Source organism: Actinobaculum sp. 352, assembly GCF_003957265.1.
GTDB lineage: Bacteria > Actinomycetota > Actinomycetes > Actinomycetales > Actinomycetaceae > Asp313.
Window position 1 is genome coordinate 106236 of record NZ_RQSN01000008.1, and the last position, 21768, is coordinate 128003.

Here is a 21768-nt window from a genome sequence, read left to right on the forward strand (position 1 = left end):
AAATGGGGGTGTAAAGGACCGGCGGTAAATGGGATGATGGTCTTTATGAACGAAGAGCCAACGCTGCCGGAGACGTCAACGGATTCAACCGCGGGGAACGCGCCCTCCGAATGGACCGCTACGGACGTCGTCGATCATGCATCGAGTGATCCTGCCGATCAGTCGCCAGGTACCGACTCGGCGTCAGACGTGGATCCGGCATCGGGGCAGGAGCGCCACGAGTTGCCGCAACCTGTTGAGGGCGATGTGAATGCTGTTGGCGATCTTGCCGGAGGGTATGACGCCGATGCGAGCGCCGCAGGCGATACCACGGAAGGGCAAGCCGATACCAATGCCGTCGAGACGAACGGTGAAGGTGACGTTCCCGGCACCACTGGCGGGGACGGTGGTTCCTCCAGCGCCGACGGTGAGCGCGTCGACGGCGCCGCAGGTGAGCCACGCGAGATTCACACGGCCCGTGAGCCTCACGATGCCAACGAGGTCGGCGCGGCCGGCGAGGTCGGCAAGAACGATGTGGTTGGCAATGACACTCCGGCTGACGACGCCCCTGAGAGCCCCGGCGACGTCGACGAGCAAGAGACTGGCGATCTCGGCGGCGAAGACGAGGAAGAGGATGACGATGAAGACATCATCGTCGTCGACGAAGAAGAACGCCTAGCGGAACGGGCCCGCGCCAAGGCACGCATGCGTCTCGGCTCACCGGTATCCACCACATCGCTTGTGGAAATGGCAAAGCAGGCACGCGACGAAGCCAAAAAGGCTTCGCGTTCACTGGACCAGTCCACCCTGCCGGACGGACGCTTCGCGGATCGAGAGCTTTCCTGGCTTGCATTCAACGAGCGTGTACTGGAGCAGGCCGAGGAACAGAGTCTTCAGATCCTTGAGCGCGCCTGGTTCCTGGCGATTTTCGCGTCGAACCTGGACGAGTTCTACATGGTCCGTGTTGCGGGTTTGAAGCGCCGCATCGCCACCGGTATGGCGGTTACGGCGGCGTCGGGTATGACTCCGCGGCAGGTGTTGGACGGCATCACCGAGCGTACCCACGAACTAATGGCGCGGCACGCGAAGGTGTTCGCCGAGGATGTGCAGCCGAAGCTCGCCCGTGAGGGCATCGATATCTTGCACTGGCACGACCTGCGGGAAGGGGAGCGCGACCGGCTGCGCAAGTTCTTCAAGAAGCAGATCTTCCCGGTACTCACACCGCTCGCGGTGGACCCGGCGCACCCCTTCCCCTACATTTCGGGGCTGTCGCTGAACCTCGCCGTCGTCGTGCGGAATCCGAGAACGGGGAAGAACCTGTTTGCGCGCGTGAAGGTGCCGCCACTTCTACCACGATTCATTGCGGTGGATTCCGAGGGCCGGGCCTACCGTCCCGAAGATGTTCCCATCGATGCCGAGGGGCGGACTAAGTATGTGCCGCTGGAAGAAGTGATCGGCGCCCACCTCGAGCAGCTCTTCCCCGGTATGGAAGTCGTCGAGTACTACACCTTCCGTGTTACTCGCAATGAGGATATGGAAGTCGAAGAGGACGACGCCGAAAACCTGCTTACCGCACTGGAACGCGAGTTGATGCGACGACGCTTTGGCCCGGCGGTGCGTTTGGAGGTTGAAGAAGGTATCTCGGATTACGTGCTGCAGCTGTTGGTGCGGGAACTTGGCATTCGGCAGGAGGATGTGTATCGCTTGCCTGCACCGCTGGATCTGACGGGTCTGAATGTCATCCATGACCTGGACCGACCCAACCTCAAGTACCCGAAGTACGTGCCCGTCACGCCATTCGGACTGGCAGAGGTCGAATCGGCAAAGCCGACGGACTTCTTTGAGGCAATCCGTAGCCATGACATTCTGCTACACCACCCGTACGATGCGTTCTCAACCTCCGTGCAGCAGTTCATTGCGCAGGCAGCCAGTGATCCGAAGGTACTGGCAATTAAGCAGACGCTCTACCGCACATCGGGGGATTCACCGATTATCGATTCGCTGATCCAGGCGGCGCAGGCGGGTAAACAGGTGCTGGCCCTGGTGGAGATCAAGGCCCGCTTCGATGAGCAGGCCAATATCGAATGGGCACGGAAACTGGAGCATGCCGGTGTCCACGTCGTATATGGGATTGTCGGATTGAAGACGCACTGCAAGCTCTGCCTGGTAGTGCGTCTGGAAGAAGACGGTCTGCGGCGCTACTGTCACATCGGCACCGGCAACTACAATCCGAAGACTGCGCGCGGTTATGAGGATCTTGGCCTGCTGACATGTGATCGCGACGTCGGCCAGGACCTCACCCGACTGTTCAATCAGTTGTCCGGCTACGCGCCACGCAACAAGTACCACCGGCTGTTGGTGGCTCCCACCGGTATTCGCTCCGGCCTAATTAAGCGAATCGAGCGGGAGATCGCGAACAAGAAGAAGGGGAAAGATGCCTGGATCAAGCTCAAGACGAACTCCCTCGTGGATGAGAAAACGATCGATGCGCTGTATCGGGCCAGTCAGGCGGGCGTACCGGTTGATATCCAGGTGCGCGGCATCTGTGCGCTGCGCGCGGGCATTCCGGGGCTCTCCGATAACATTCGGGTGCGTTCAATTCTCGGCCGATTCCTCGAGCACTCGCGCATTTACGCGTTCTGTAACGACGGCGACTCGGACGTATTCATCGGCTCGGCGGATCTGATGCATCGCAATCTCGACCGACGTATTGAAGCGCTGGTCAAGATTACCGATCCCGCGATGATTGACACTCTAGTGGAGCTGGTTGACGTAGCCTGTGCGGATACCACGCGCTCGTGGCATCTTGAGCCCGACGGGTGGGTGCGGCATACCAAGAGTCCGAAGGGTAGGCGCCTGCAGGATATTCAGGATTTGTTGATGCGGCAGGCGCGCTCGCATGTCGCCGCAGGGAAGTGATGGGACCGTTGCCAGGACCTTATGAAGGTGCGACGACGGGGCGGTCTCGCCCGCCGCGCGGGCGCCCCTACCCGGTAAGCGAACTCGAGTTGATGTTCTACTTCGGCCCGAGGCTGACCTGATTGGGATGAAGAATATCAGGATGGGTGCCTCTCGGCCGTGCTCTGTTAGTACTTGGCATGCGGAGGAGTGGAGGACGGCATGACCTCTCGAAGGCAAGCCGATGTGCTGGCTGCCGGGGGTATCGTGTGGCGGCTGGGCCCATACGGTCTGGAAGTGCTGCTCGTTTACCGTCCCTCCTATCGTGACTGGGCATTCCCCAAGGGGAAAGTCAAAGTTGGAGAGGACTGCCGCGCCGCCGCCATTCGCGAGATCGCCGAGGAAACGGGCGTGCCGGTGGGGCTGCGGCAACCCGCGGGCAGTGTTTCTTATGTGTTGCGGGATGGGCGGCGAAAGGAAGTCCGGTACTGGGTTGCAGTTCCGCTTCCGGCCAACCATCCGGCATTGCGGTGCCGCCCACCGGTCAAGCCGGCTCGCGCACGCGAGATCGGCGCCTCGCGCTGGTTTCAACTGAAACAGGCTCTCGCCCTCCTCAGTATGCCCAATGACCGAGAAGTGTTACGACGCGCAGTAGCCGACGGCGAGACCACGACCGCGATTGCAAGCCGACCGGTTCTGCTGGTCCGGCATGCACAGGCGCGCAAACGTTCCGCCTGGCCGGATGGCGAAGAGACGCGGCCACTGACCATACGCGGGAAGAAACAAAGCCGGGCTCTTGCCAGTCAACTCTCTTGGTACGGAGCCGATGCGCTGGTGTCATCCTCATGGGAGCGATGCATGGCAACCCTGCGTCCGTACGCTAAATCGGCTCGGCTCCCCCTCCAAGAGCACCCGGAGCTTACGGAGAAGGGGTATATGGAGGACGAGGCGTCGTTCCTGGCCACTGTGACCGGGTTGTTGCACGCTCGCGTGGGGAGCGCAGCGTTGCTGGACCTAGCCGCTCTGGATGCTCCAGCTGGGCCCGACCACCGTGACGCCACGGCTTTGACTGCGCCCGACCACCGTGACATCACAGCTGCGGCCTGTATCAACGAACGTGGTCTCGACGTCGATGACGGTGCGGCAAGAACCTGGCCGCAGGCAGAGACGCCAACCGTGGCCATATGCCTGCACAGGCCAACTCTGCCCGGCGTGATGGAAATGGTTGGTGTTATGAGTCCACCGTCTATTCGCTCGCAACTGCCGACGGAGGATCCCTATCTCAAACCGGGTGAGATACTCGTCGTGCACACAAGCCTCCCGGTGTCGCAGTGTGAGGTTCTAGCGCTGGCAGTTGAGCGATTCCGCCCGCCGGAGGGCGACGAGCTCTAGCAGGCTCGAACCTGGAGGGCGCGAAGCGCAGGAGGACGGCCGAGGCCTGGCGAGAAACTAGGCCCGGTCCAGAAACGAGGACACGACTCGAAAGTAACCGCGGGAACAAACCAGGTCCGGTTCGGGAGCGGACACCAGACGGATGCAAGCCCCGGCTGGAAACCAAACCCCGATGAGAAACCGTGTCCTGACTGTCCCGACTACAAAGCGATGAGCCGCATGAGCGCCGTCGCCGCGCCTCCCACAAGTCCGGCGCATGGCAGAGTGAAGATCCAGGCAGCCACGATATTTCCCGCAACACCCCAGCGCACGGCGGAGCGCCGCTTCGTCGCACCCACTCCCATGATTGCGCAGGTAATGGTGTGTGTGGTCGAGATAGGAGCGTGCCACAGGAATGCGGTGCCGTACAGCACGGTTGCCGCGATACCTTCGGCGACAAAGCCCCGGGCGGGATCCAGATCGATGATCTTCTGTCCGAGGGTCTTCATAATGCGCCAGCCACCGCTGTAAGTGCCAGCTGAGATGGCCGCCGCAGCAACAAGCTTGACCCATAGTGGGATACTCATGTCGTGGTGGTATCCGCCGGCCACCAGCGCCATAACGACCACGCCCATGGTTTTCTGGGCATCCTGCAAGCCATGTCCCAGTGCCATGGCGGCAGCCGATGCTGTTTGGGCGTGCCGGAAGTGATGCATCGTGCTGCGGTAGGGGGCATTAGCCAGCAGACGCAGTACCATTTTCATTAGCACAAACGCGACAATGAAGCCGACCGCAGGGGAGAGAATCATCGGAATGATGACCTTGTCGAAGATGACACTCCAGTGCACAGTTGTAGCCGAGGCGACGCCGGCACCGGCGAGAGCTCCGATGAGTGCGTGCGATGACGAGGACGGCAGCCCGAACCACCAGGTGATGAGGTTCCACGTCACTGCACCTATTAGCGCGCCAAAGACGACTAACAGGCCGTCAGTTCCAACCGCTGGATCTATGATTCCACTGCCAATTGTTTCGGCGACGCCGGTGCCGAGTAAGGCGCCAATGAAGTTCATGATGGCGGCCATGGTTAGCGCGGCGCGTGGGGAGAGTGCGCGCGTCGCCACGGAGGTGGCAATAGCGTTGGCGGCGTCGTGGAAACCGTTGGTGAAGTCGAAAACCATGCATACGAGCAGAATGATGCAGACCAGAATAAGTGTGCCGCTCAAAGGTCAGGACTCCTTGATGGCAATTGTTTCGACGACGGCGGAGAGTTCCTCAAAGGAATCGATGGCGTTCTCCATGGCGTCGAGCACGAGTTTAACTTTCATTACCTCGAGCGCGTCCGTGCCACCTTCGAACAGGTCGGCCATCATGGCGCGGTACACTTGGTCGCCCTCGTTCTCTAGTTGGTTAACCTGCACCCAGTAGTCACGAGTTGTCTTGTCAATGCTCGCGAGCTTTCCCATGGCCTCGTGGGTTAGCTGGGCACATTCGCGCAGGATCGCCACCTGCAGATTGACACCATCAGGCAGAGCACTGGGCTTGAAGAGAATGAGATCGTCGCCCGCCTCATCCATCAGGTCAACGCATGTATCCGTCACGGATGTCAGGTCATAGAGATCTTCCCGGTCGAACGGAAGTACAAAGGACTGGTTCACTTTTTTGAGCACGGTGTGGCAGGCGTCATCAGCGCGGTGCTCTACTTCGTGCAGTTTGGTGTTGAGGTCAGTCCTGTCCTGCGGGTCGGCAGCAATAATTTGCCCGAGCAGGTCGGCAGCCTCAATGAGGTGCTGTGATTGAGTGGTCAGCAACTCGAACAAAGAGTCCGACTTCGAGAACTTTCTGAGCGCCACACGATCTCCTTGTAAACAGGTGCCACCCGATGGACGGCATTCCAATAGCAGGATAGGGCATACCGTGCGTGTTTTCTCAACACGCTCGAGTCTTGTCTAGCCATGCCGAGATAAGACTAGCGCTCCTGGAAGGGGTACGGGCAAATACACGGCAGAAATAGGCCACAAATTCGGAGAACACGGACACTGGTGAGGCCAGAAACCCAAGTGAGGGAGTGACTCCGAAGTGTCACTCCCTCACTGTGAAGGGAACACCGAACCCGATAGCGCCAGTCGGCGCGAAAGCCGCTCGAAGCGGCAATAGTTGGAGCCCGGGGCTTTCGCGATCCGGTGCCGTAGCATCAGCATAGCAGTAAGAGCGGTGCGTGTCGCGTGCTTTTATGATCACATTTCGATTACATGACGATGGGTCCATGTGGAAGGGAATGGAGGGGTGCAGCGGGTGCAGGAAAGGCGTCGGTTTCCAGCGGCTCAGTTCCCGGGAGCTTGTGCATGCCCGCTACCGCGCCCTTGAGTACTTACCGCGCCCCGGATTGTCACCGCGTCACGGATTGTCACCGCGCCCCGGATTGTCACCGCGTCCCGGAGTCCTCACCGTGCTCTGAACCCTCACCGCACCCCCGGACTGTCACCGCTTGTGGGAGTTCAGCTAGAACCAGCCTCTGGAGTTCAACGGCAGAGGGTGACTCGTGAGAGAATGCCGGGGTGAGGAAGAAGCTTCTACCTATCAGGGCAGAGGAGAACGAACCTTCGGTCGCCCCCCGCGCGGTTCGTGCGGTCGCCGCCGTGGCGGGCGCGGGGGCATTGGCGCTAGGAGCATGGGCGACGATGCGTTTATCGGAGGAGTTCGAGCCACTTCCGGTAGTTATTCCCAGCTATGAGCCGCATGTTGCCGCTGTGAGTCTCGCCGGTGTGAGTGTTGTGTTTCTTCCCGTCGTCGCCGTGGTTCTTCTGGCTTTTGGTGTCATCACATGGGGCTGGCCACGTTTGCTCTCGCTTCCGCATATCGCATCGGCACGCGCGACGATGCTGTTCGTGGCTGTGTGTGGAGCGGTTTGTGCAATGTGTGGTCACCCGATCCACGTTGCATACGTTGCCGCAATGGCGATCCCGGCGGTTTACGTGGCGCAGATGCTGCGCCGCGACGGGCGATCTGACCTCGCCGCGCAGGTTTCGGGCACGTATACGGGGGCTCTTATTGGACTGTGTGGCTGCCTGTGGGTCGTGACGGCGCGCACGCCGGGCGGAGGGGAACTGCTTCTTATCGGGGCTGCGGCTATTGCCGCGGGATCGATTCCATTTTTTCTCGTGCCTAGCCCGTGGCGATATATGTGTGTGTTGCTGTGTGCGGCAGGAGGCGGGATTGCTGTGACCTACGCTATGCCAGGTGTTAGCTGGTGGCCGTGCGCCATTCTTACGGTCGGGTACACGGTCCTGTGTTGGGGTCTGAGCCAGGTGATTAGGCTTCTCGAAACCGCTGGTCGGGGCGGGCCCGCGGTGACATTCGTTCTTGTACCGCATTCCGCTCTGGGCGTTCTCGGATACGCGAGTGCGCTGCTTGTGCTTTAGCCTTGAGGTATGGTCTTCCAGATTCCGGAGAATGTGGCGCCCGAGTGTTACCCGATGGCGTGGCTAATCGGCCGTTGGTGCGGCGCGGGTGTCCTCGAGTACCAGGGCATTGATGCTGCCGGTTACCTTCATGAGGTCTCGATAGATAACGACGACGGCGGCCCGTACCTGCGGGTTAACTCCCGTGTCTGGCTGATCGCTGAACCCGCGGGCGCCGTCGACAAGGAGATGCCCGGACTGGACGGGTATGCGTCTCTGACAAAGGAACGTCTCTGGAGTTCGTTGGCGGGCTATCTGCGCGCGACGCCGGGGATGGATAAGCGCGACGGTGCCACGATGTTGGAGGGACTGACGGCCTCACCGGCCGGGTATGCTATGACGTGGGCGGGCCTGATCAAGGGTCCGCAGTTACAGATGCAGGCCGACGCCATTGCCACCACGCCCACCGCGGTTGAGCAGACGGGCGGTCGGATAATGGCCGGTCTGGTCGAATCGGATTTGTTCCTCGCGTACGATATGGCGGCCTTCGGGCACGAGATGAGTAGTTATATGGCGGGCAGACTCTCGCGTGTGACCGATGAGTGACATCGACGCCATGGCGAGCAGAAGCAGGGTGGAGAATGCCCTACAGAGTCCGCTGCTTTCCCTACCGGATGCGGTGTCGGCGACGGGAGTAGATGCCGGTGTAGCGCTGCATTATGGCGCGCCAATTCCTGAGCAGCGCGCACTGCAAAGTGGACGTGCATTTACCGACCTCTCTCATCTGGATGTCGTTACCGTCAGTGGCCCGGATCGTCTTAGTTGGCTGCATTCCTTGACGAGTCAGGCGTTGGTGGATCGCAAGCCGGGAGAATCGACCGAGCTATTGCTGCTCGACCCAGATGGTCATATCGAAACGGCGGCGGCGTTCTTCGACGACGGCGCGACCTCCTGGCTTATCGCCGATGGCGGCCATGGGGCGCAACTAGTATGTTTCCTGGATTCCATGCGCTTCATGCTGCGTGTTGAGGTGGAGCGGCGCGACGACGTTGCCGTATTGGGCGGCTTTGGCGAGGCAATTGGTGCGCTGGCAGCGCGGGCAATCGTGACAAGCCTTCCCCTGGTGTGGCGCGACCCCTGGCCACGCACCGCAGTGGGTGGCGCGACATACGGCCCGTTTGACGCAGAGCATCGGGCGGCGGGCCGCGAATGTGTTATGGCGCTTGTACCAGGTGACGAATTACCTGGTATCGCACGAGAACTTGGTGAAGTTGGTTTCCGCCCTGCCGGAATTGCAGCCTGGGAAGCTGCGCGCGTCACGGCGTGGCGACCGCGGCCTGCCACAGAGATCGTGCCGCGGGTATTGCCGCATGAACTTGACTGGTTACGCACTGCGGTCCACCTCGACAAGGGCTGTTACCGCGGGCAGGAAACCATTGCGAAGGTAGTGAATCTGGGGAGGCCGCCTCGACGGCTCGTCATGCTGTACCTGGAAGGGCCGCCCGGTGAGTTGCCTCGACACTGCGACGACGTTGTAGCGGGAGGCCGCGTGGTCGGTACCGTTACCAGTGCCGTGAGCGATGGTGAGGAGGGGCCGGTGGCGCTCGCTCTGGTACGGCGCAACCTGCCAACTGAGGCCGTCGTCGAAATTGGTGATTTCCGGGCGGCCCAGGAAGTAATCGTCACGCCGAGCGGAAAATCCAGTGTGTCTCCGGAGCGCCGACCCGGCGCCGAACTGCGCAGGCGTGATCAGCTCTGATATGCACGGATTTTCGTAGTGCGCCCATGCGATAGCAATGGCATAGCCGGGAAACGGTGCGGAAAGTCGGAAATCCTGCGCCATTCTCTGCCGACATGTTCAGTCGGCTAGATTTTGGTTAGATATTGGACAGGTCTGTGTGGCCCGGTAGTTTACAGGCTGTTGAGCAGGCGGGGCACTAGTTCTGATGTGGCTGCGGCCTATCGGTGCCGATGCGGCACGAGGGAATACAACGGTCGGGCGAAAGCGGAGCTGGTGTTGAATGCCGAGACGTGGCACACAGGAATACGACGGTGGATGTCGGGAACTGTGGCTGCGGATGATGTGCGGGATGGATATACTGCGAGGGCAGTACATGCCGTGGCGTCGGTGCATATCGATGCAGACCCGTAGAGGAACTCGTCGCAGCACGTCGCTGGGGTGTGCTGTGTAGGCGTGAGTGTTCTCATGCTTCTATGTTAGGGAGGGGAGGTGGGCCGCCGTGCTGGGGTGGACACTATATGGCCTTATAAACTGGGCGATTGCGCTTTTTGTAGCGTCTCTTGCGGTGTGGGCGCTTGTGGATTGCTTGGGCCGGTCGGCGGGCGATTTTACGTTCGCACGGCGATCAAAGGACTTTTGGACCGTTGTGCTGGTCCTAGCAGTGGTGCTCAGTTTGAGCTTCGTTGTGCCATTCATATACCTGCCGTTCCGGGGATTTCTCTCTCTGCTCGCCATCATCGCCGTTGTCTACTACCTCGGCCCGGAGCGGCAGCGCATGGGACCGCGACGGCCTGGCGGCGAGCGCCCGCGTTCAAATCGTGGAGGCTGGTGAGAACCGAGCGCTGTGGTATTGGTGCGTGCCGCGGTGTTCCTTGCTGCGGAAGGCTCCGATCAAAGAAAGACTCCGAATCAGAAGCGTACTGGGCCGTTTGGAGCTAGTCTCCGAGTAAAGCGAAGATAGTCATAGGCAGAACGAAAGGCGAAGACAATGAGTGATGAGGAGTTGTTCTTCGGTAGTCTGTTCTTGATTGGGTTCATCAGCGTACTTGGTGCACTGGCAATCGATGTGTGGGCTTTGGTGGACTGCGGGCGTCGTCCGGAGAGTGACTTCAAGAAGGCCAAGGGATCGCGGGATTCCTGGCTACTCTGTTTCAGTTTTGCATTGTTCTTCGGGGCAGTCCTCATCGTGTCGCCCGATCTTTCATGGGTGCATTTCGTGCTGTTCCTGCTGATTCTTGTTCCAGGAGTTTACTACCGCGGCGCGGAATATCCACGGATGGGACCACGGGGAGGAACTGCGACGTCGGCAGCTGACGCGACGGAGACAAATGAAGTCGCGGATTAGGCAGGCGTAAGGCATCGGAGTTGCGGGAGGCTCGCGCGGTTAATCTACACGCTGGGACTAGCTTCTTGGCCGGGTTATCTGCGCACGGTGACGATTGTGCCGTCAGATTGCCGCTGGACTTCCTCGTGCCGAGGGTGACGTGCGCGCCGGTGATGATCGCTATCGTAAAGACTGCTGTAACAGGTAAGCGAGGTTGGCACACGCGCGGTAACACGTGCTCCGAATGGCCCGTGATACGTCGCCCAGTGGGCGGCACGTGCGCACGGTGACGGGTGGCAATCGGGGATCGTAAGCTTGCGTATTGAGCCACAACACAAGCGTCCTACCGGCGCGGCGAGAATCCCTTGAGCGGGCTTGGATGACCCGCAGCAGGTCGGGGTGGCCACCGGCGCGGCGAGAATCGAGTGAGGAGCAGGAAGCATGCGGTCAGTTATCCAGCGTGTCAAACGCGCAGAGGTTCGCGTGGACGGACGTGTTGTAGGCGCGATCGAAGCTGGGCTATGTGTGTTGCTGGGTGTGACTGGTTCCGACGGGAATGCCGAAGCGAAGAAGACAGCGCGGAAAATCGCACAGTTGAAAATCCTGCGAGGGTCGGGCGGTTTAGACGATACCGCTGCTCGCCGTAGTGCGGAGGAATGCGGGGCTCCGGTCCTCGTCGTGTCACAGTTCACTCTCTATGCTGATACGAGGAAGGGGCGTAAGCCGAGTTGGTCGCACGCGGCACCGGGTGACGTTGCCGAACCGCTGGTAGACGCCGTTGTGCAGGAGTTGCGATCCGCCTACGGGCTGCATGTGGAAACCGGGGAGTTCGGCGCGATGATGGATGTTGAGTTGGTCAATGATGGTCCCTTCACGATCCTGGTGGAGTGTTGAGTCAGGTTGAGTGTCGAAGGCGCTTCCCTTAGGCCACTCGCTGTATGGAAGGTGTTGTACGGAACGTGTGTGCACGTCGTCGCCGGAACGGACTCTTCGCGACTAGAAACTACTCGGCTGCGGAACTCGTACAGGGCACTTCTCCCGCGAGAACTACTCTCTAGAAACTACTCGGCTGCGGGACGCGTGCGCATGGTGGCGGCGAGAAAGGCAGCATTTGTAAGTATTGCGCGATGGCATAGAACGCATGTGTGCGGTGTTTTTGCCGCGAATTCTCGCGTAGGACAGGGGCTTCATGCCATCACACCTCACGCCGCTGGCGAACAACGGCAGGATTTAGCGACCGGCGCAGTTATGGTTGAGTGAACTCGCCAAGTCAGGGAGTAGTACCACGCAAGGAGTGCCAATGTTCGAACGGTTTACAGACCGTGCCCGCCGGGTGATCGTACTCGCGCAGGAGGAGGCTCGTAACCTCAAACACAACTACCTTGGCACTGAGCACATTCTGCTCGGTCTCATTCGTGAGGGAGAGGGCGTTGCTGCCAAGGCGCTTGATGCTTTGGACATCACGTTGGAGAATGTCCGAGCTCAGGTCATCGATATTATCGGGGAGGGCCAGGAACCCCCGTCGGGGCATATCCCCTTCACTCCCCGTGCCAAGAAAGTCATTGAATATGCGATGCGTGAGGGTCTGCAGCTGGGACACTCGTACATCGGGACGGAGCACCTGCTGCTCGGGCTCACCCGTGAACCCGACGGCGTCGCCGCCCAGGTACTGGTGAAGCTCGGTGCGGATCTGCCGCGCGTGCGCAACCAGGTCAATCAGCTTATTTCCGGCTACCAGGGTAAGGAGCCGGTTGGGGTTGGAAACGGTGCCCGCGAGGGTCAGAAGGCAGGCTCAACTGTTCTTGACCAGTTTGGACGCAACTTGACGCAGTCCGCGCGTGAGCACAAGCTCGATCCGGTGATTGGACGTCATCTGGAGACCGAGCGTGTCATGCAGGTGCTATCCCGCCGTACCAAGAACAACCCGGTGCTGGTGGGCGAACCCGGCGTCGGCAAGACCGCCGTCGTCGAAGGCCTCGCCCAGTCGATTGCCGCCGGAGATGTTCCCGAGACGCTCAAAGATAAGCAGCTGTACTCGCTGGATATGGGCTCGCTGGTTGCCGGATCACGCTACCGCGGTGACTTCGAGGAGCGCATGAAGAAGATCCTCAAAGAGGTCAATACGCGCGGGGACATCATTCTGTTCATCGACGAGATTCACACCCTGGTCGGCGCAGGCGCGGCCGAAGGCGCACTCGATGCGGCGTCGCTGCTCAAGCCCATGCTGGCGCGTGGTGAATTGCAGGTCATCGGTGCCACCACCTTGGATGAGTACCGCAAGCACATTGAGAAGGACGCCGCTTTGGAGCGGCGCTTCCAGCCGATTCAGGTGGATCAGCCGACGGTGCCGCAGACCATCGAGATCCTCAAGGGGTTGCGCGACCGCTACGAATCCTTCCACCGTGTGACGATTACAGATGATGCGATCGACTCCGCCGCAGCGCTGGCCGACCGCTACATCAACGACCGCTTCCTGCCGGATAAGGCCATCGATCTGATCGATGAAGCCGGTGCACGGCTCGCCATTCGCAAGATGACTGCGCCGCCGGAGCTGCGCGAGCTAGACGAGAAGATCGCCGGTTTGCGCCGCGATAAGGAGGCCGCCATTGACGGGCAGGACTTCGAGAAGGCCGCTTCTTTGCGCGACGAAGAGCAGCGCCTGACCGAGCAGCGCAACGAGCGCGAGCAGGCCTGGAAGGATGGCGATATGGACGTGGTCTCCGTCGTCGACGAAGACCTCATCACAGAGGTGTTGTCCATGTCCACCGGTATCCCGGTGTTCAAGCTGACAGAGGCCGAGTCTGCCAAGCTGCTGCGCATGGAGGATGAGCTGCACAAGCGCGTTATCGGCCAGAACGAGGCCGTCACGGCGCTCTCGCAGGCGATTCGGCGCACTCGCGCCGGCCTGAAGGATCCGAACCGACCGGGTGGCTCGTTCATCTTCGCCGGTCCGACCGGCGTCGGCAAGACCGAACTGGCCAAGGCGCTAGCCGAGTTCCTCTTCGGTGACGAGTCCGCGCTGATCACGCTTGATATGTCCGAGTACTCGGAGAAGCACACCGTCTCCCGTCTGTTCGGTGCTCCTCCCGGGTATGTCGGATATGAAGAGGGCGGCCAGCTGACCGAGAAGGTACGGCGCAAGCCGTTCTCCGTGGTACTGTTCGACGAGATTGAAAAGGCGCATTCCGACCTGTTCAACCCGTTGCTGCAGATCCTGGAGGAAGGCCGCCTTACCGATTCGCAGGGGCGCGTGGTCGACTTCAAGAACACCGTCATCATCATGACGACCAACCTCGGTACGAAGGACATTGCCAAGGGCGTGACCACCGGCTTCCAGTTCGATCAGGACACGACGACGTCGTACGAGCGCATGAAGCAGCGCGTCAACGAGGCACTGAAGGACAATTTCCGCCCCGAGTTCCTCAACCGTGTGGACGAAATGATCGTCTTCCCGCAGCTGCGCCGCGAGGAGATTCTGGCAATTGTCGATCTGATGATCGGCAAGCTGGACAAGCGGTTGGCCGAGCAAGATATGCGCATCGCCTTGACGAACGACGCCAAGAGCCTGCTCGCTGATCGCGGGTACGATCCGGTGCTTGGTGCGCGTCCGCTGCGTCGCGCCATCCAGCGCGACATTGAGGACGTACTGTCCGAGAAGCTGCTCTTTGGTGAGTTCCGGCCGGGTCAGACCATTGTGGTGGACGTGGATAAGAACAATATCCCGATGTCCTTCACCTTCTCCGGACAGGATGCCGACGCGCCCCTTCCCGAGGATGCCGAGGCAGCCGAGGCGCCGGAAGGAATCGACGGACTGGCCGCAGCGACCGATACGTGGAGTGGCGGCTCGTCGGCGGGCTCGCAGCCCAGTGGTTTATCTGCAGCGAACTAACGCCGCACCGAGTGATATGGGGCCCATCCAAACGGTTGGGCCCATCCAAGCCGCTGGCCTCTCTGCAGCGAATTGAGAGTTGGCTGCGGGGCAGGCAGGCGGGGTGGCTCCGGTCGAGCAAAGGCAGGTCTGCTGACAGATCTGTCGGTCGTCCGACCTCGGCGAGCGCCCGTACCCGCAGAGAGCACTTGTACTTGCGGCCGGTGCTTGCACTTGCTACAAGCGCTCAAAATTGGATAGCATACAGACGCTAAACCAGCCCTCGTGCCCCCGGATGCTTCGGTATCCGGGGGCACTTCCGTGTTGGCCGCCTTGTGCTGGTGGTTGGGGTGGATTGCGGCAGAGGCTGGCCGCCTCGTGCTCTGGCGGCCGACTGGGGCGCCTGTAGGGTGTCCGTGCGGAGGTGCCAAGGCGGCGTTTTGGCGGTGGGCGATGGGGTGTTTACATGGCATCCCGTTGCGCGAAGCGTTCCAGAGCCGCCCGCACAGTGCCGTGCAGAATTAGCTCAAGGTCGTCCACTAAACCAGTGGGGTTGGCGGCCATGTCCGTAGCGAACCAGTGCAGTAGATGTCCCAGCACGATCAGGGTGAAATGCTCGATCACGAAGGTGCGCGACGCCTCTGCTAGTCGCAGATCCCCTTCCAGCTCGGCCACGATGACGCTCATCATCTCGCGCAAGGTCCGGAAGAAGAATTGCTCCAATTCCTCGTGACTGAGCGAGTTGATCACCGCATACGCCTGGTCGCGGTGTGCTTGCATGTAGGCCAGCATCTGCCGGAAGCCGTTCGCCCACTGTGCGTAACTCGCATGCGCCATGATGTGGTCGGCAATGTCGATCTGGAATACCCACGCCGCCAGATCGTGTATATCGGAGAAATGGTAGTAGAACGCCTGGCGCGAAATACCGGCATCTGCTGCCAGACCGGCCACCGTGACCTTTGACAAAGGAATTGTGCGCAGTTGTTCCTTGAGAATTTGACCGAGCAACTCCGGCGTCGTCGGTTTCTTTGTGTACGCTGGTGGCGCCGCATGACCACGCGGCGATTGCGCCCTGCCGTGCGCCACATGTGCCATGTAGATCGATGATCGTCTTGCGCAGTCAGGTGGCTGTACCTTGCCAGGGGGCGATTTCGGGGTGTCTCCCGCTGGCGGCCCGCCTCTATGTGATGGTTGCGTGGTGTTGCGCGGGGATTGGGTGGTGGCACTCGGGGGATGCGCAATGCCTTGTGGCGGGTGCGTGGTTCCACTCCGCGGTTGGGTGGTGGCACTCGGGGGATGTGCAATACTTTGTGGCGGTTGCGCCGCACTGCTCGTGAATTGCCTCATCCTACTCAGTGTCGTGCCAGCCGGACTTTGTGCGCCGCGACCGGGCGCCTGTGCTGTGGTGTCCGGCTCTCGTCGTGCACTACCCGGTGGCGTCACGACGTCGTACGGGAACATGATGTTATCGTCCATGGTCTGGCTCCCCCTCGCTCTCTAGGAACAAAGTCCTAAACGTCGCGACGTCGTCGACCCGGAACCGTGACGCGAAGTCGGATTTTTGGACACTTCCGCGCGACTGTCCATCGCCGTCGTCGTTGCCTGCATCATAACGTAATCGTGTAATGGACAGCCCGCTGACGGGCTTCCTCACGATTTCTTGGAGCACGCACAATGTTTTTATTCGAATCAATACCGTGGTATTCGTGGTTGGCATGGCTCGCGGTACTCGCGGCACTGATCGGCTTGAACGAGCTGACTCGCCGCTTCCGCAGTGCGGGCTGGGCGATCTTTATCGTCTTGCCAATCGTCCTGACTGTTTTTGTTTGGCCGACGACGGCGGGTGCCGGTTCGTCGACCGGCACCTGGTTCCACTGGGTGAAGGTCTATTCGGCGCTGGCCGGGTGCCTCGGTTTCATGGCACTGCGCTATCACCCGAAGCTGCGCGCGCATCGGTGGGCGCTGCTCTTCCCGCCCGCGATTCTGGGTCTGAACATCCTGGAGGCATGCATCCGTGACTTTCAGGTGGGCGCGATGGGTGCGAACGAGATGGTCGACGGCGTATTCATGGTCTCCGGTTCTTGGAACTACATGAACGGTGTCGCGGGCCTGCTCAACCTCATCACCATTTGTGGCTGGAGCGGCATTATTGTCTCGCGTGACAAGGCGAAGGACATGATCTGGCCCGACATGCTGTGGTTCTGGATCATTGCCTACGATCTGTGGAACTTCGCCTACGTGTACAACTGTGTTGGTGACCATTCCTTCTATGCCGGTGCGGCGCTGCTGATTTCTTGCACGATTCCGGCCTTCTTCATTAAGCGGGGTGCATGGTTACAGCATCGGGCGCACACCCTGGCGCTGTGGATGATGTTCACTATGGCCGTGCCGACTTTCGTGACGTCGTCCCGCTTCGCGGTAGAGGCGTCACATCGCCCGGCAGCGCTGTTCCTGGTTTCGGCTATTTCGCTGGTGGCCAATGTGGCGGTGCTGATCTACCAGGTGCGCACTATCCGCGCCAAGCGATTGAACCCGCTGCGTGATGAGCTGTATACGGACCTTCCCGCCTACCGGGAGGTGCGCGACGCGAATATCGAGGTTGAGGCGGCGCCCGAAAGCGCCGGCGCTTGGCCTGCGGCCGATGATGCTGGGGCCGTTGCGGCCGAGACAGTCGGGGCTGAGGTTGCCGGGGATGAGGCTGCCGGTGTCGATAGTGTCGGGGTTCGCGCGTTGCACTGAACGTGATGTCCCTGTTGTGCGCACAGCGGAGCCCAGGCATAATAGAGGAATGTGTACGGGAGTGGTTAACCGTGCACATGGTGTGAGTTGTTACTGGGGCACCGCGTCAAGCGGTGCTGTGGTTGCAATGGTAAGGGTGGAAGCCCGGATCTGTGCCATCGCTAGCAAGCGCAGATCCGGGCTTTTCTTTTCGTCAGTGGCGTTGGTGGAGGGCGGGGCGTAGAGGCCGCGCCCAAGTGACGCGCACGTCCAGTGCTGGTGGGGCAGACCGTCCCTGGTCGGCGCCGAGCTTGTTTTTTCGGATCCAGTGATCGGCCGTGCAGAGTCGGTGGTTCAGGTGTTTCTCATTCCCGTTTGTGCTCTGGGGTGTGAGCAGTTCGGGGGTGCGCTGGCGTGAGCGTGTCCAGATCCCGTCCAAACGGAGGCAAAGTGGAATCGCTCCATTTAAAAAATGGCGGAATCACGCGGTTTTGGATGCTGGCCCGAAGCGCTTGCTTCGCGTTTGGACGGGATTTTGACACCACTCCAGTGACAACCCCATTCTATGGATGCTCGATGGGCGGAACCACCGGGATTTTGACACCGATTCGGCAGTGACCGCCGTGCGGGGACCAAAAGCGTGGTAGGCACCATCCCCGACTTGGTCAATCCCCCATTTCGGCCGCTGCCATGCGTCTGCAACGACGTCGACATGCAGCCGCAATATCACACCTCCGTAATAGCTCGGCGGTGGAGCTGCTGTCTGATACTCTGCTGTCGCTTCCACACTGGTCGCCGTTCGTGGGGCCAGTACTGGGAGATGTTGGAGGTGACGTGCATGTCGCCTCGCCCGTTATCTTGCACCACTACCAGTGACGGCGCAGCTGAGGGATGCCGCGCCGTCGATTGCGATGGTGAAGAGAGTCGCTACCCGCGGCTGCGCAACTGTGCGGCGGGGAACTGCCGCGAGACTGATGCAAATACCGATGCGGCCCGCGAAAGGATGCGCGCATACTCTTCGATCAGATCGTCGCGAACACTGACCGTGGTTCCCGAGATGCTGATGGCACCCACGGGATAGCCGGAGCCGTCACGTATGGCGACGGCCACGCATTTCACACCCGCAGTTTCTTCTTCCAGGTCAAGGGCGTAACCACGCTCGCGCGTCGCCGCCAGTTCCTCGCGCAGTGCGTCCGCGTCAGTGATCGTGGCGGGGGTCAAGCGGGGGAGGCCTCGCCTATCGACAACCTGCTGCAGTTCGTGGTCGGATAAGTAGGCCAGCATGGCCTTCCCACAGCCGGTGCAGTGCATAGGAAGGGTCTTTCCCTGAACGGAGTAGTTGCCAATGCGGATACTGGGGTAAACGCACTCCAAGTAGAACACACGCCCGTCGATATGGCTGGTGAGGTAGATATTCTCACCCGTGCTCACCTGAATCTCTTCCAAGAAGGGCATTGCGTACTGGATAAGAGGCAGTGATGAGCTCAGTGCGTAGCTGTACTCCATGACGCGATACGACAGTTGATACTGCTGAGTGTCCTCCATGCGCATCAGTAAGTTCGACTGCTCTAGCGTGCGGACCAGATTCAGAGCGGTGCTTTTTGGCAATCCGGTCTCACGGCAGATCTGCGACAGGGTGAGAAAGGGCTGGTTGGCGGAGAAACAGTCAAGAATTCGCACCGCCTTTACAACTGACTGGACGCCGCCCGCAGAGCTATCGCCCCGATCCGATTGCGTGGTTCTGCTTGCCACACCGCCTCCATTTTCTGGCCTTGCACTGCATATATCTTACGGCCTCGTGGTCCGGCTTCCAGAGGTTCCGTTACGACGGCGAATTGGCTCCGCCGCCTCGTAATGGTGCCGCGCATCACATCAACTATGCGTTGTGGGACACACGGCTTCGCGCTATTCTAGTGTTCAGTAGAACTGAACGAACGGCGGTGCTGCTGAACCCAGTTCTGCAAAGTAGACAACGATGTGTGCGATGAAAGAAGGGCTATGCGCAAGCTATCCGGCGTTATTACCGCTATGACCACCCCATTCCGGGGAGATGGAAGTATTGACTACGGGTCGCTGCGCGAGCAGGTCGATTTCCTCATTCAGGCCGGAGTTGACTGTCTGTATCCCGCGGGGACGACAGGAGAAATGCTGCTGTGTTCCGTCGAGGAGAGAAAACGGGTTGCCGAAGCGGTGATCGACCAGGCCGACGGGCGTGTGCCCGTGTACATCCATGTCGGATGCCAAATGCCTGCCGATACCATCGCGCTTGCGCATCACGCGGTTGATGCCGGGGCGGACGGAATCGGCGTTGTCACTCCGATGTACTTCTCGCTCACCGACCGAGCTCTAATCTCCTACTACGAGTCGGTGTGCCGAGAAGTGCCGGAGGACTTTCCCGTCTACGCATACGCAATTCCGCAGCTGGCGGGCAACGATCTCTCGGTTTCAGTGGTCCGCGAAATCAGGGAGCGCTGTAACAATCTCGTCGGGATTAAGTACAGCTATCCGAATATGACGCGCATCGCCGAATACCTCGCAATCGGTGACGGTTTCTCCGTGCTGCCAGGCGCCGACCACCTGTTCCTCCCGGCGCTCGCACTCGGGTGTGATGGCATCGTCTCAGGATGCTCGGGGCCGCTGCCGGAGATCTTCGTCGCTATCAAGCAACTGTACGACGCCGACGACCTTGTACAGGCCCGGCAGGCACAGCTGAACGCCAACCGCCTGATCGCGATCATGCGCGCAGGCGCGGACATCTCGATCTTCAAGTATCTGCTGACACGCCGAGGCATTGCCGGGGGAGTGGTGCGGCCGCCGCTCCTCCAACTACCGCTGGAGGAGTACGAGCAAATTCACGTACAGATCGAAGAAACCATTCAATCGTTCTCAGATGAGTCGAAATAGCGCAAAGGAGCATACACCGATGAGAACAAAGATAGCCATGCTGGCAGCCGGTGCCCTGGTACTGGCACTTGCGGCATGTGGAAACGGCTCGGGGGAGAACTCCGACGGGTCGGATTTTCCGGCGGGTAAACAAGTGACCATTGTGGTGCCGTATTCGGCGGGAGGCGCATCCGATCTAACCGCTCGCGCCTACGCGCAAGAGCTTGAAAAGGAACTGGATACCTCCGTCGTCGTCACGAATGTGACGGGCTCTTCTGGTGCCATCGGACTGGAGCAGGTTCGAAGCTCAAAAGCCGACGGCTACACCATCGCGTATATGCCAGTCGAATCGGCAATGCTCAAGGCGTTGGGATTCACCGACCTATCCACCGATGATTTCTCCTTCCTTGGCCGTGTGATGACCATCCCGGCAGCGGTGACGGTCCGGGCGGATAGCCCGTGGGATAGCTACGAGGACTTCGTCGACTACGCCCGTGAGCACCCCGGCGAGATCCAAGTCGGAAACTCTGGCACCGGCTCGATCTGGCACGTTGCCGCAGCATCAATCGAGCAGGAAGAGGATGTTGAGTTTACCCATGTTCCCTTCGACGGTGCGGCGCCCGCTGTTGCAGCACTCGTGGGTGGGAATATTCAAGCCGTCACCGTCAGTCCGTCGGAGGTGCAGTCCTCCGTGGAGTCCGGAGAACTGAAGGTACTGACCGTGCTGGGCGATGAGCGTTCGTCCATTCTGCCTGATGTTCCGACCGCCTCTGAGCTGGGTGTGGACCTTACCGTGCAGGGATGGGGTGGATTCGCTGTGCCAAAAGACACTCCCGATGAGGTGGTTGCCGTACTTCAGGATGCGAGTGGATCTGCAATGAACTCGGACTCGGTGGTCGACTTCCTGGCGGAACGTGGTTATGAGCACGCCTATTTGAGTGGACCGGATATGGATGCCGCCGCTGCTGAGGACCTGGCGCGTTTCTCCGAACTGATCCCACAGCTAGGCATTGTCAATAGCTGAGGCGCGCGGCCATGTTACGCAAAGACGACCTTATCTCGGGAGGCCTCGCCTTCCTAGTGGGTGGTGCATTCCTCGTCTCGGCGATACGTGATAGCAACCTGACCTTCGAAGCTGCCACGTCCGACGGCGTGCCGGGCGCGGGGTTCTTCCCCATCGTGCTCGGCGCGCTGCTGGCAGCACTCGGCTTGGTTCTGGCGGTGCGAGCGCTCGTTACTTCGTTCTCGACGACGCGGAAGGGGCCGACGGCACCGAGCGAGCGGGCGCAGGCAGTGCTGGAGCCGGAGCACGTCGCCGTCGAGCAGGCATCATCGGAGCCAGAACTTGAACCGGCCGAGCGGAAACAGGACGCCCTACTCCTACTCGGAACACTGGCGTTACTGGCCGTGTTCCTCACTTTCTGGCATGCGACCGGGTGGTTCTATCCGGGGCTTTACGTTATGACGCTGCTCATGTCGGCACTCTATCGCAGGCCTCTACGTTTCCTTCTCATCTTCCCCGCGTGCTTCACCCTCTTCATCTACTTGGCATTCACGCTCGGGTTCTCCATCCAATTCGCGGTGTAAG

At 60.4% G+C, this 21768-nt stretch carries 16 protein-coding genes; 12 read left to right on the forward strand and 4 right to left on the reverse strand.

Features of this window, described 5'->3' with window-relative positions; all coding sequences use genetic code 11:
- Positions 1 to 45: 45 nt before the first annotated feature.
- Positions 46 to 2898, forward strand: a complete 2853-nt coding sequence (locus tag EKN07_RS09455) for an RNA degradosome polyphosphate kinase (protein WP_126146259.1) — start codon at positions 46 to 48, stop codon at positions 2896 to 2898.
- Positions 2899 to 3099: 201 nt separating this feature from the next.
- A complete protein-coding gene (locus EKN07_RS09460; RefSeq protein WP_126146260.1) occupies positions 3100 to 4269 on the forward strand; it encodes a bifunctional NUDIX hydrolase/histidine phosphatase family protein in 1170 nt (389 codons plus the stop codon).
- Between the two features lie 200 nt (positions 4270 to 4469).
- Here the strand turns inward: EKN07_RS09460 and EKN07_RS09465 are convergent, their stop codons facing one another.
- Positions 4470 to 5471, reverse strand: a complete 1002-nt coding sequence (locus EKN07_RS09465; RefSeq protein ID WP_108716267.1) for an inorganic phosphate transporter — start codon at positions 5469 to 5471, stop codon at positions 4470 to 4472.
- Positions 5472 to 5474: 3 nt separating this feature from the next.
- Positions 5475 to 6098, reverse strand: a complete 624-nt coding sequence (locus EKN07_RS09470; RefSeq protein WP_108716266.1) for a DUF47 family protein — start codon at positions 6096 to 6098, stop codon at positions 5475 to 5477.
- 705 nt (positions 6099 to 6803) lie between these two features.
- Here EKN07_RS09470 and EKN07_RS09475 point away from each other — a divergent pair.
- From EKN07_RS09475 to EKN07_RS09505, 6 genes are all read left to right on the forward strand, one after another.
- Positions 6804 to 7667 carry a hypothetical protein gene (locus EKN07_RS09475; RefSeq protein WP_126146261.1) on the forward strand — a complete coding sequence of 288 codons (864 nt, stop codon included), beginning with the start codon at positions 6804 to 6806 and terminating at the stop codon, positions 7665 to 7667.
- A gap of 9 nt (positions 7668 to 7676) precedes the next feature.
- Positions 7677 to 8252, forward strand: coding sequence for an FABP family protein (locus EKN07_RS09480; RefSeq protein ID WP_108716264.1), 576 nt, complete (start codon positions 7677 to 7679; stop codon positions 8250 to 8252).
- On the forward strand, positions 8245 to 9405 hold the full coding sequence (locus tag EKN07_RS09485) for a glycine cleavage T C-terminal barrel domain-containing protein (RefSeq protein ID WP_108716263.1): 1161 nt from the start codon (positions 8245 to 8247) through the stop codon (positions 9403 to 9405). The genes EKN07_RS09480 and EKN07_RS09485 overlap by 8 nt, the downstream gene beginning before the upstream one ends.
- Before the next feature lie 970 nt (positions 9406 to 10375).
- On the forward strand, positions 10376 to 10732 hold the full coding sequence (locus tag EKN07_RS09495) for a DUF2516 family protein (protein ID WP_108716261.1): 357 nt from the start codon (positions 10376 to 10378) through the stop codon (positions 10730 to 10732).
- A 420-nt stretch (positions 10733 to 11152) separates the two neighbouring features.
- A complete protein-coding gene (gene dtd, locus EKN07_RS09500) occupies positions 11153 to 11605 on the forward strand; it encodes a D-aminoacyl-tRNA deacylase (protein ID WP_108716260.1) in 453 nt (150 codons plus the stop codon).
- A 406-nt stretch (positions 11606 to 12011) separates the two neighbouring features.
- Entirely contained in the window at positions 12012 to 14600 is a 2589-nt protein-coding gene (locus EKN07_RS09505; protein WP_108716259.1) for an ATP-dependent Clp protease ATP-binding subunit, read from the forward strand.
- Positions 14601 to 15041: 441 nt separating this feature from the next.
- On the opposite strand, the gene EKN07_RS09510 is transcribed toward EKN07_RS09505, so the two are convergent.
- Complete coding sequence (locus tag EKN07_RS09510; protein WP_126146262.1) at positions 15042 to 15674, reverse strand: TetR-like C-terminal domain-containing protein; 633 nt, start codon at positions 15672 to 15674, stop codon at positions 15042 to 15044.
- Positions 15675 to 16253: 579 nt separating this feature from the next.
- Here EKN07_RS09510 and EKN07_RS09515 point away from each other — a divergent pair.
- The gene (locus EKN07_RS09515) at positions 16254 to 17318 is read left to right on the forward strand and encodes a DUF5692 family protein (RefSeq protein WP_241228169.1); all 1065 of its coding nucleotides are present in this window, start codon (positions 16254 to 16256) and stop codon (positions 17316 to 17318) included.
- A 906-nt stretch (positions 17319 to 18224) separates the two neighbouring features.
- Here EKN07_RS09515 and EKN07_RS09520 read toward each other — a convergent pair.
- Positions 18225 to 19049 (reverse strand): IclR family transcriptional regulator, encoded by an 825-nt coding sequence (locus tag EKN07_RS09520; RefSeq protein WP_108716257.1) that lies wholly within the window; start codon positions 19047 to 19049, stop codon positions 18225 to 18227.
- A gap of 246 nt (positions 19050 to 19295) precedes the next feature.
- On the opposite strand from EKN07_RS09520, the gene EKN07_RS09525 reads away from it, so the two are divergent.
- Genes EKN07_RS09525 through EKN07_RS09535 form a run of 3 tightly spaced genes read left to right on the forward strand, consistent with a single transcriptional unit; the run spans position 19296 to position 21767 of the window.
- A complete protein-coding gene (locus EKN07_RS09525; protein WP_108716256.1) occupies positions 19296 to 20201 on the forward strand; it encodes a dihydrodipicolinate synthase family protein in 906 nt (301 codons plus the stop codon).
- Positions 20202 to 20220: 19 nt separating this feature from the next.
- On the forward strand, positions 20221 to 21204 hold the full coding sequence (locus tag EKN07_RS09530) for a tripartite tricarboxylate transporter substrate binding protein (protein ID WP_164546647.1): 984 nt from the start codon (positions 20221 to 20223) through the stop codon (positions 21202 to 21204).
- An 11-nt stretch (positions 21205 to 21215) separates the two neighbouring features.
- On the forward strand, positions 21216 to 21767 hold the full coding sequence (locus EKN07_RS09535) for a tripartite tricarboxylate transporter TctB family protein (RefSeq protein ID WP_108716254.1): 552 nt from the start codon (positions 21216 to 21218) through the stop codon (positions 21765 to 21767).
- Position 21768 lies beyond the last annotated feature (1 nt).

What these genes read in the sequence shown, in the direction of transcription:
- EKN07_RS09455 (WP_126146259.1), top strand. Translation starts at nt 46, where the DNA reads ATGAACGAAGAGCCAACGCTGCCGGAGACGTCAACGGATTCAACCGCG.
- EKN07_RS09460 (WP_126146260.1), top strand. Translation starts at nt 3,100, where the DNA reads ATGACCTCTCGAAGGCAAGCCGATGTGCTGGCTGCCGGGGGTATCGTG.
- EKN07_RS09480 (WP_108716264.1), top strand. Translation starts at nt 7,677, where the DNA reads ATGGTCTTCCAGATTCCGGAGAATGTGGCGCCCGAGTGTTACCCGATG.
- EKN07_RS09485 (WP_108716263.1), top strand. Translation starts at nt 8,245, where the DNA reads ATGAGTGACATCGACGCCATGGCGAGCAGAAGCAGGGTGGAGAATGCC.
- EKN07_RS09495 (WP_108716261.1), top strand. Translation starts at nt 10,376, where the DNA reads ATGAGTGATGAGGAGTTGTTCTTCGGTAGTCTGTTCTTGATTGGGTTC.
- dtd (WP_108716260.1), top strand. Translation starts at nt 11,153, where the DNA reads ATGCGGTCAGTTATCCAGCGTGTCAAACGCGCAGAGGTTCGCGTGGAC.
- EKN07_RS09505 (WP_108716259.1), top strand. Translation starts at nt 12,012, where the DNA reads ATGTTCGAACGGTTTACAGACCGTGCCCGCCGGGTGATCGTACTCGCG.
- EKN07_RS09510 (WP_126146262.1), bottom strand. Translation starts at nt 15,674, where the DNA reads ATGGCACATGTGGCGCACGGCAGGGCGCAATCGCCGCGTGGTCATGCG.
- EKN07_RS09515 (WP_241228169.1), top strand. Translation starts at nt 16,254, where the DNA reads ATGTTTTTATTCGAATCAATACCGTGGTATTCGTGGTTGGCATGGCTC.
- EKN07_RS09525 (WP_108716256.1), top strand. Translation starts at nt 19,296, where the DNA reads ATGCGCAAGCTATCCGGCGTTATTACCGCTATGACCACCCCATTCCGG.
- EKN07_RS09530 (WP_164546647.1), top strand. Translation starts at nt 20,221, where the DNA reads ATGAGAACAAAGATAGCCATGCTGGCAGCCGGTGCCCTGGTACTGGCA.
- EKN07_RS09535 (WP_108716254.1), top strand. Translation starts at nt 21,216, where the DNA reads ATGTTACGCAAAGACGACCTTATCTCGGGAGGCCTCGCCTTCCTAGTG.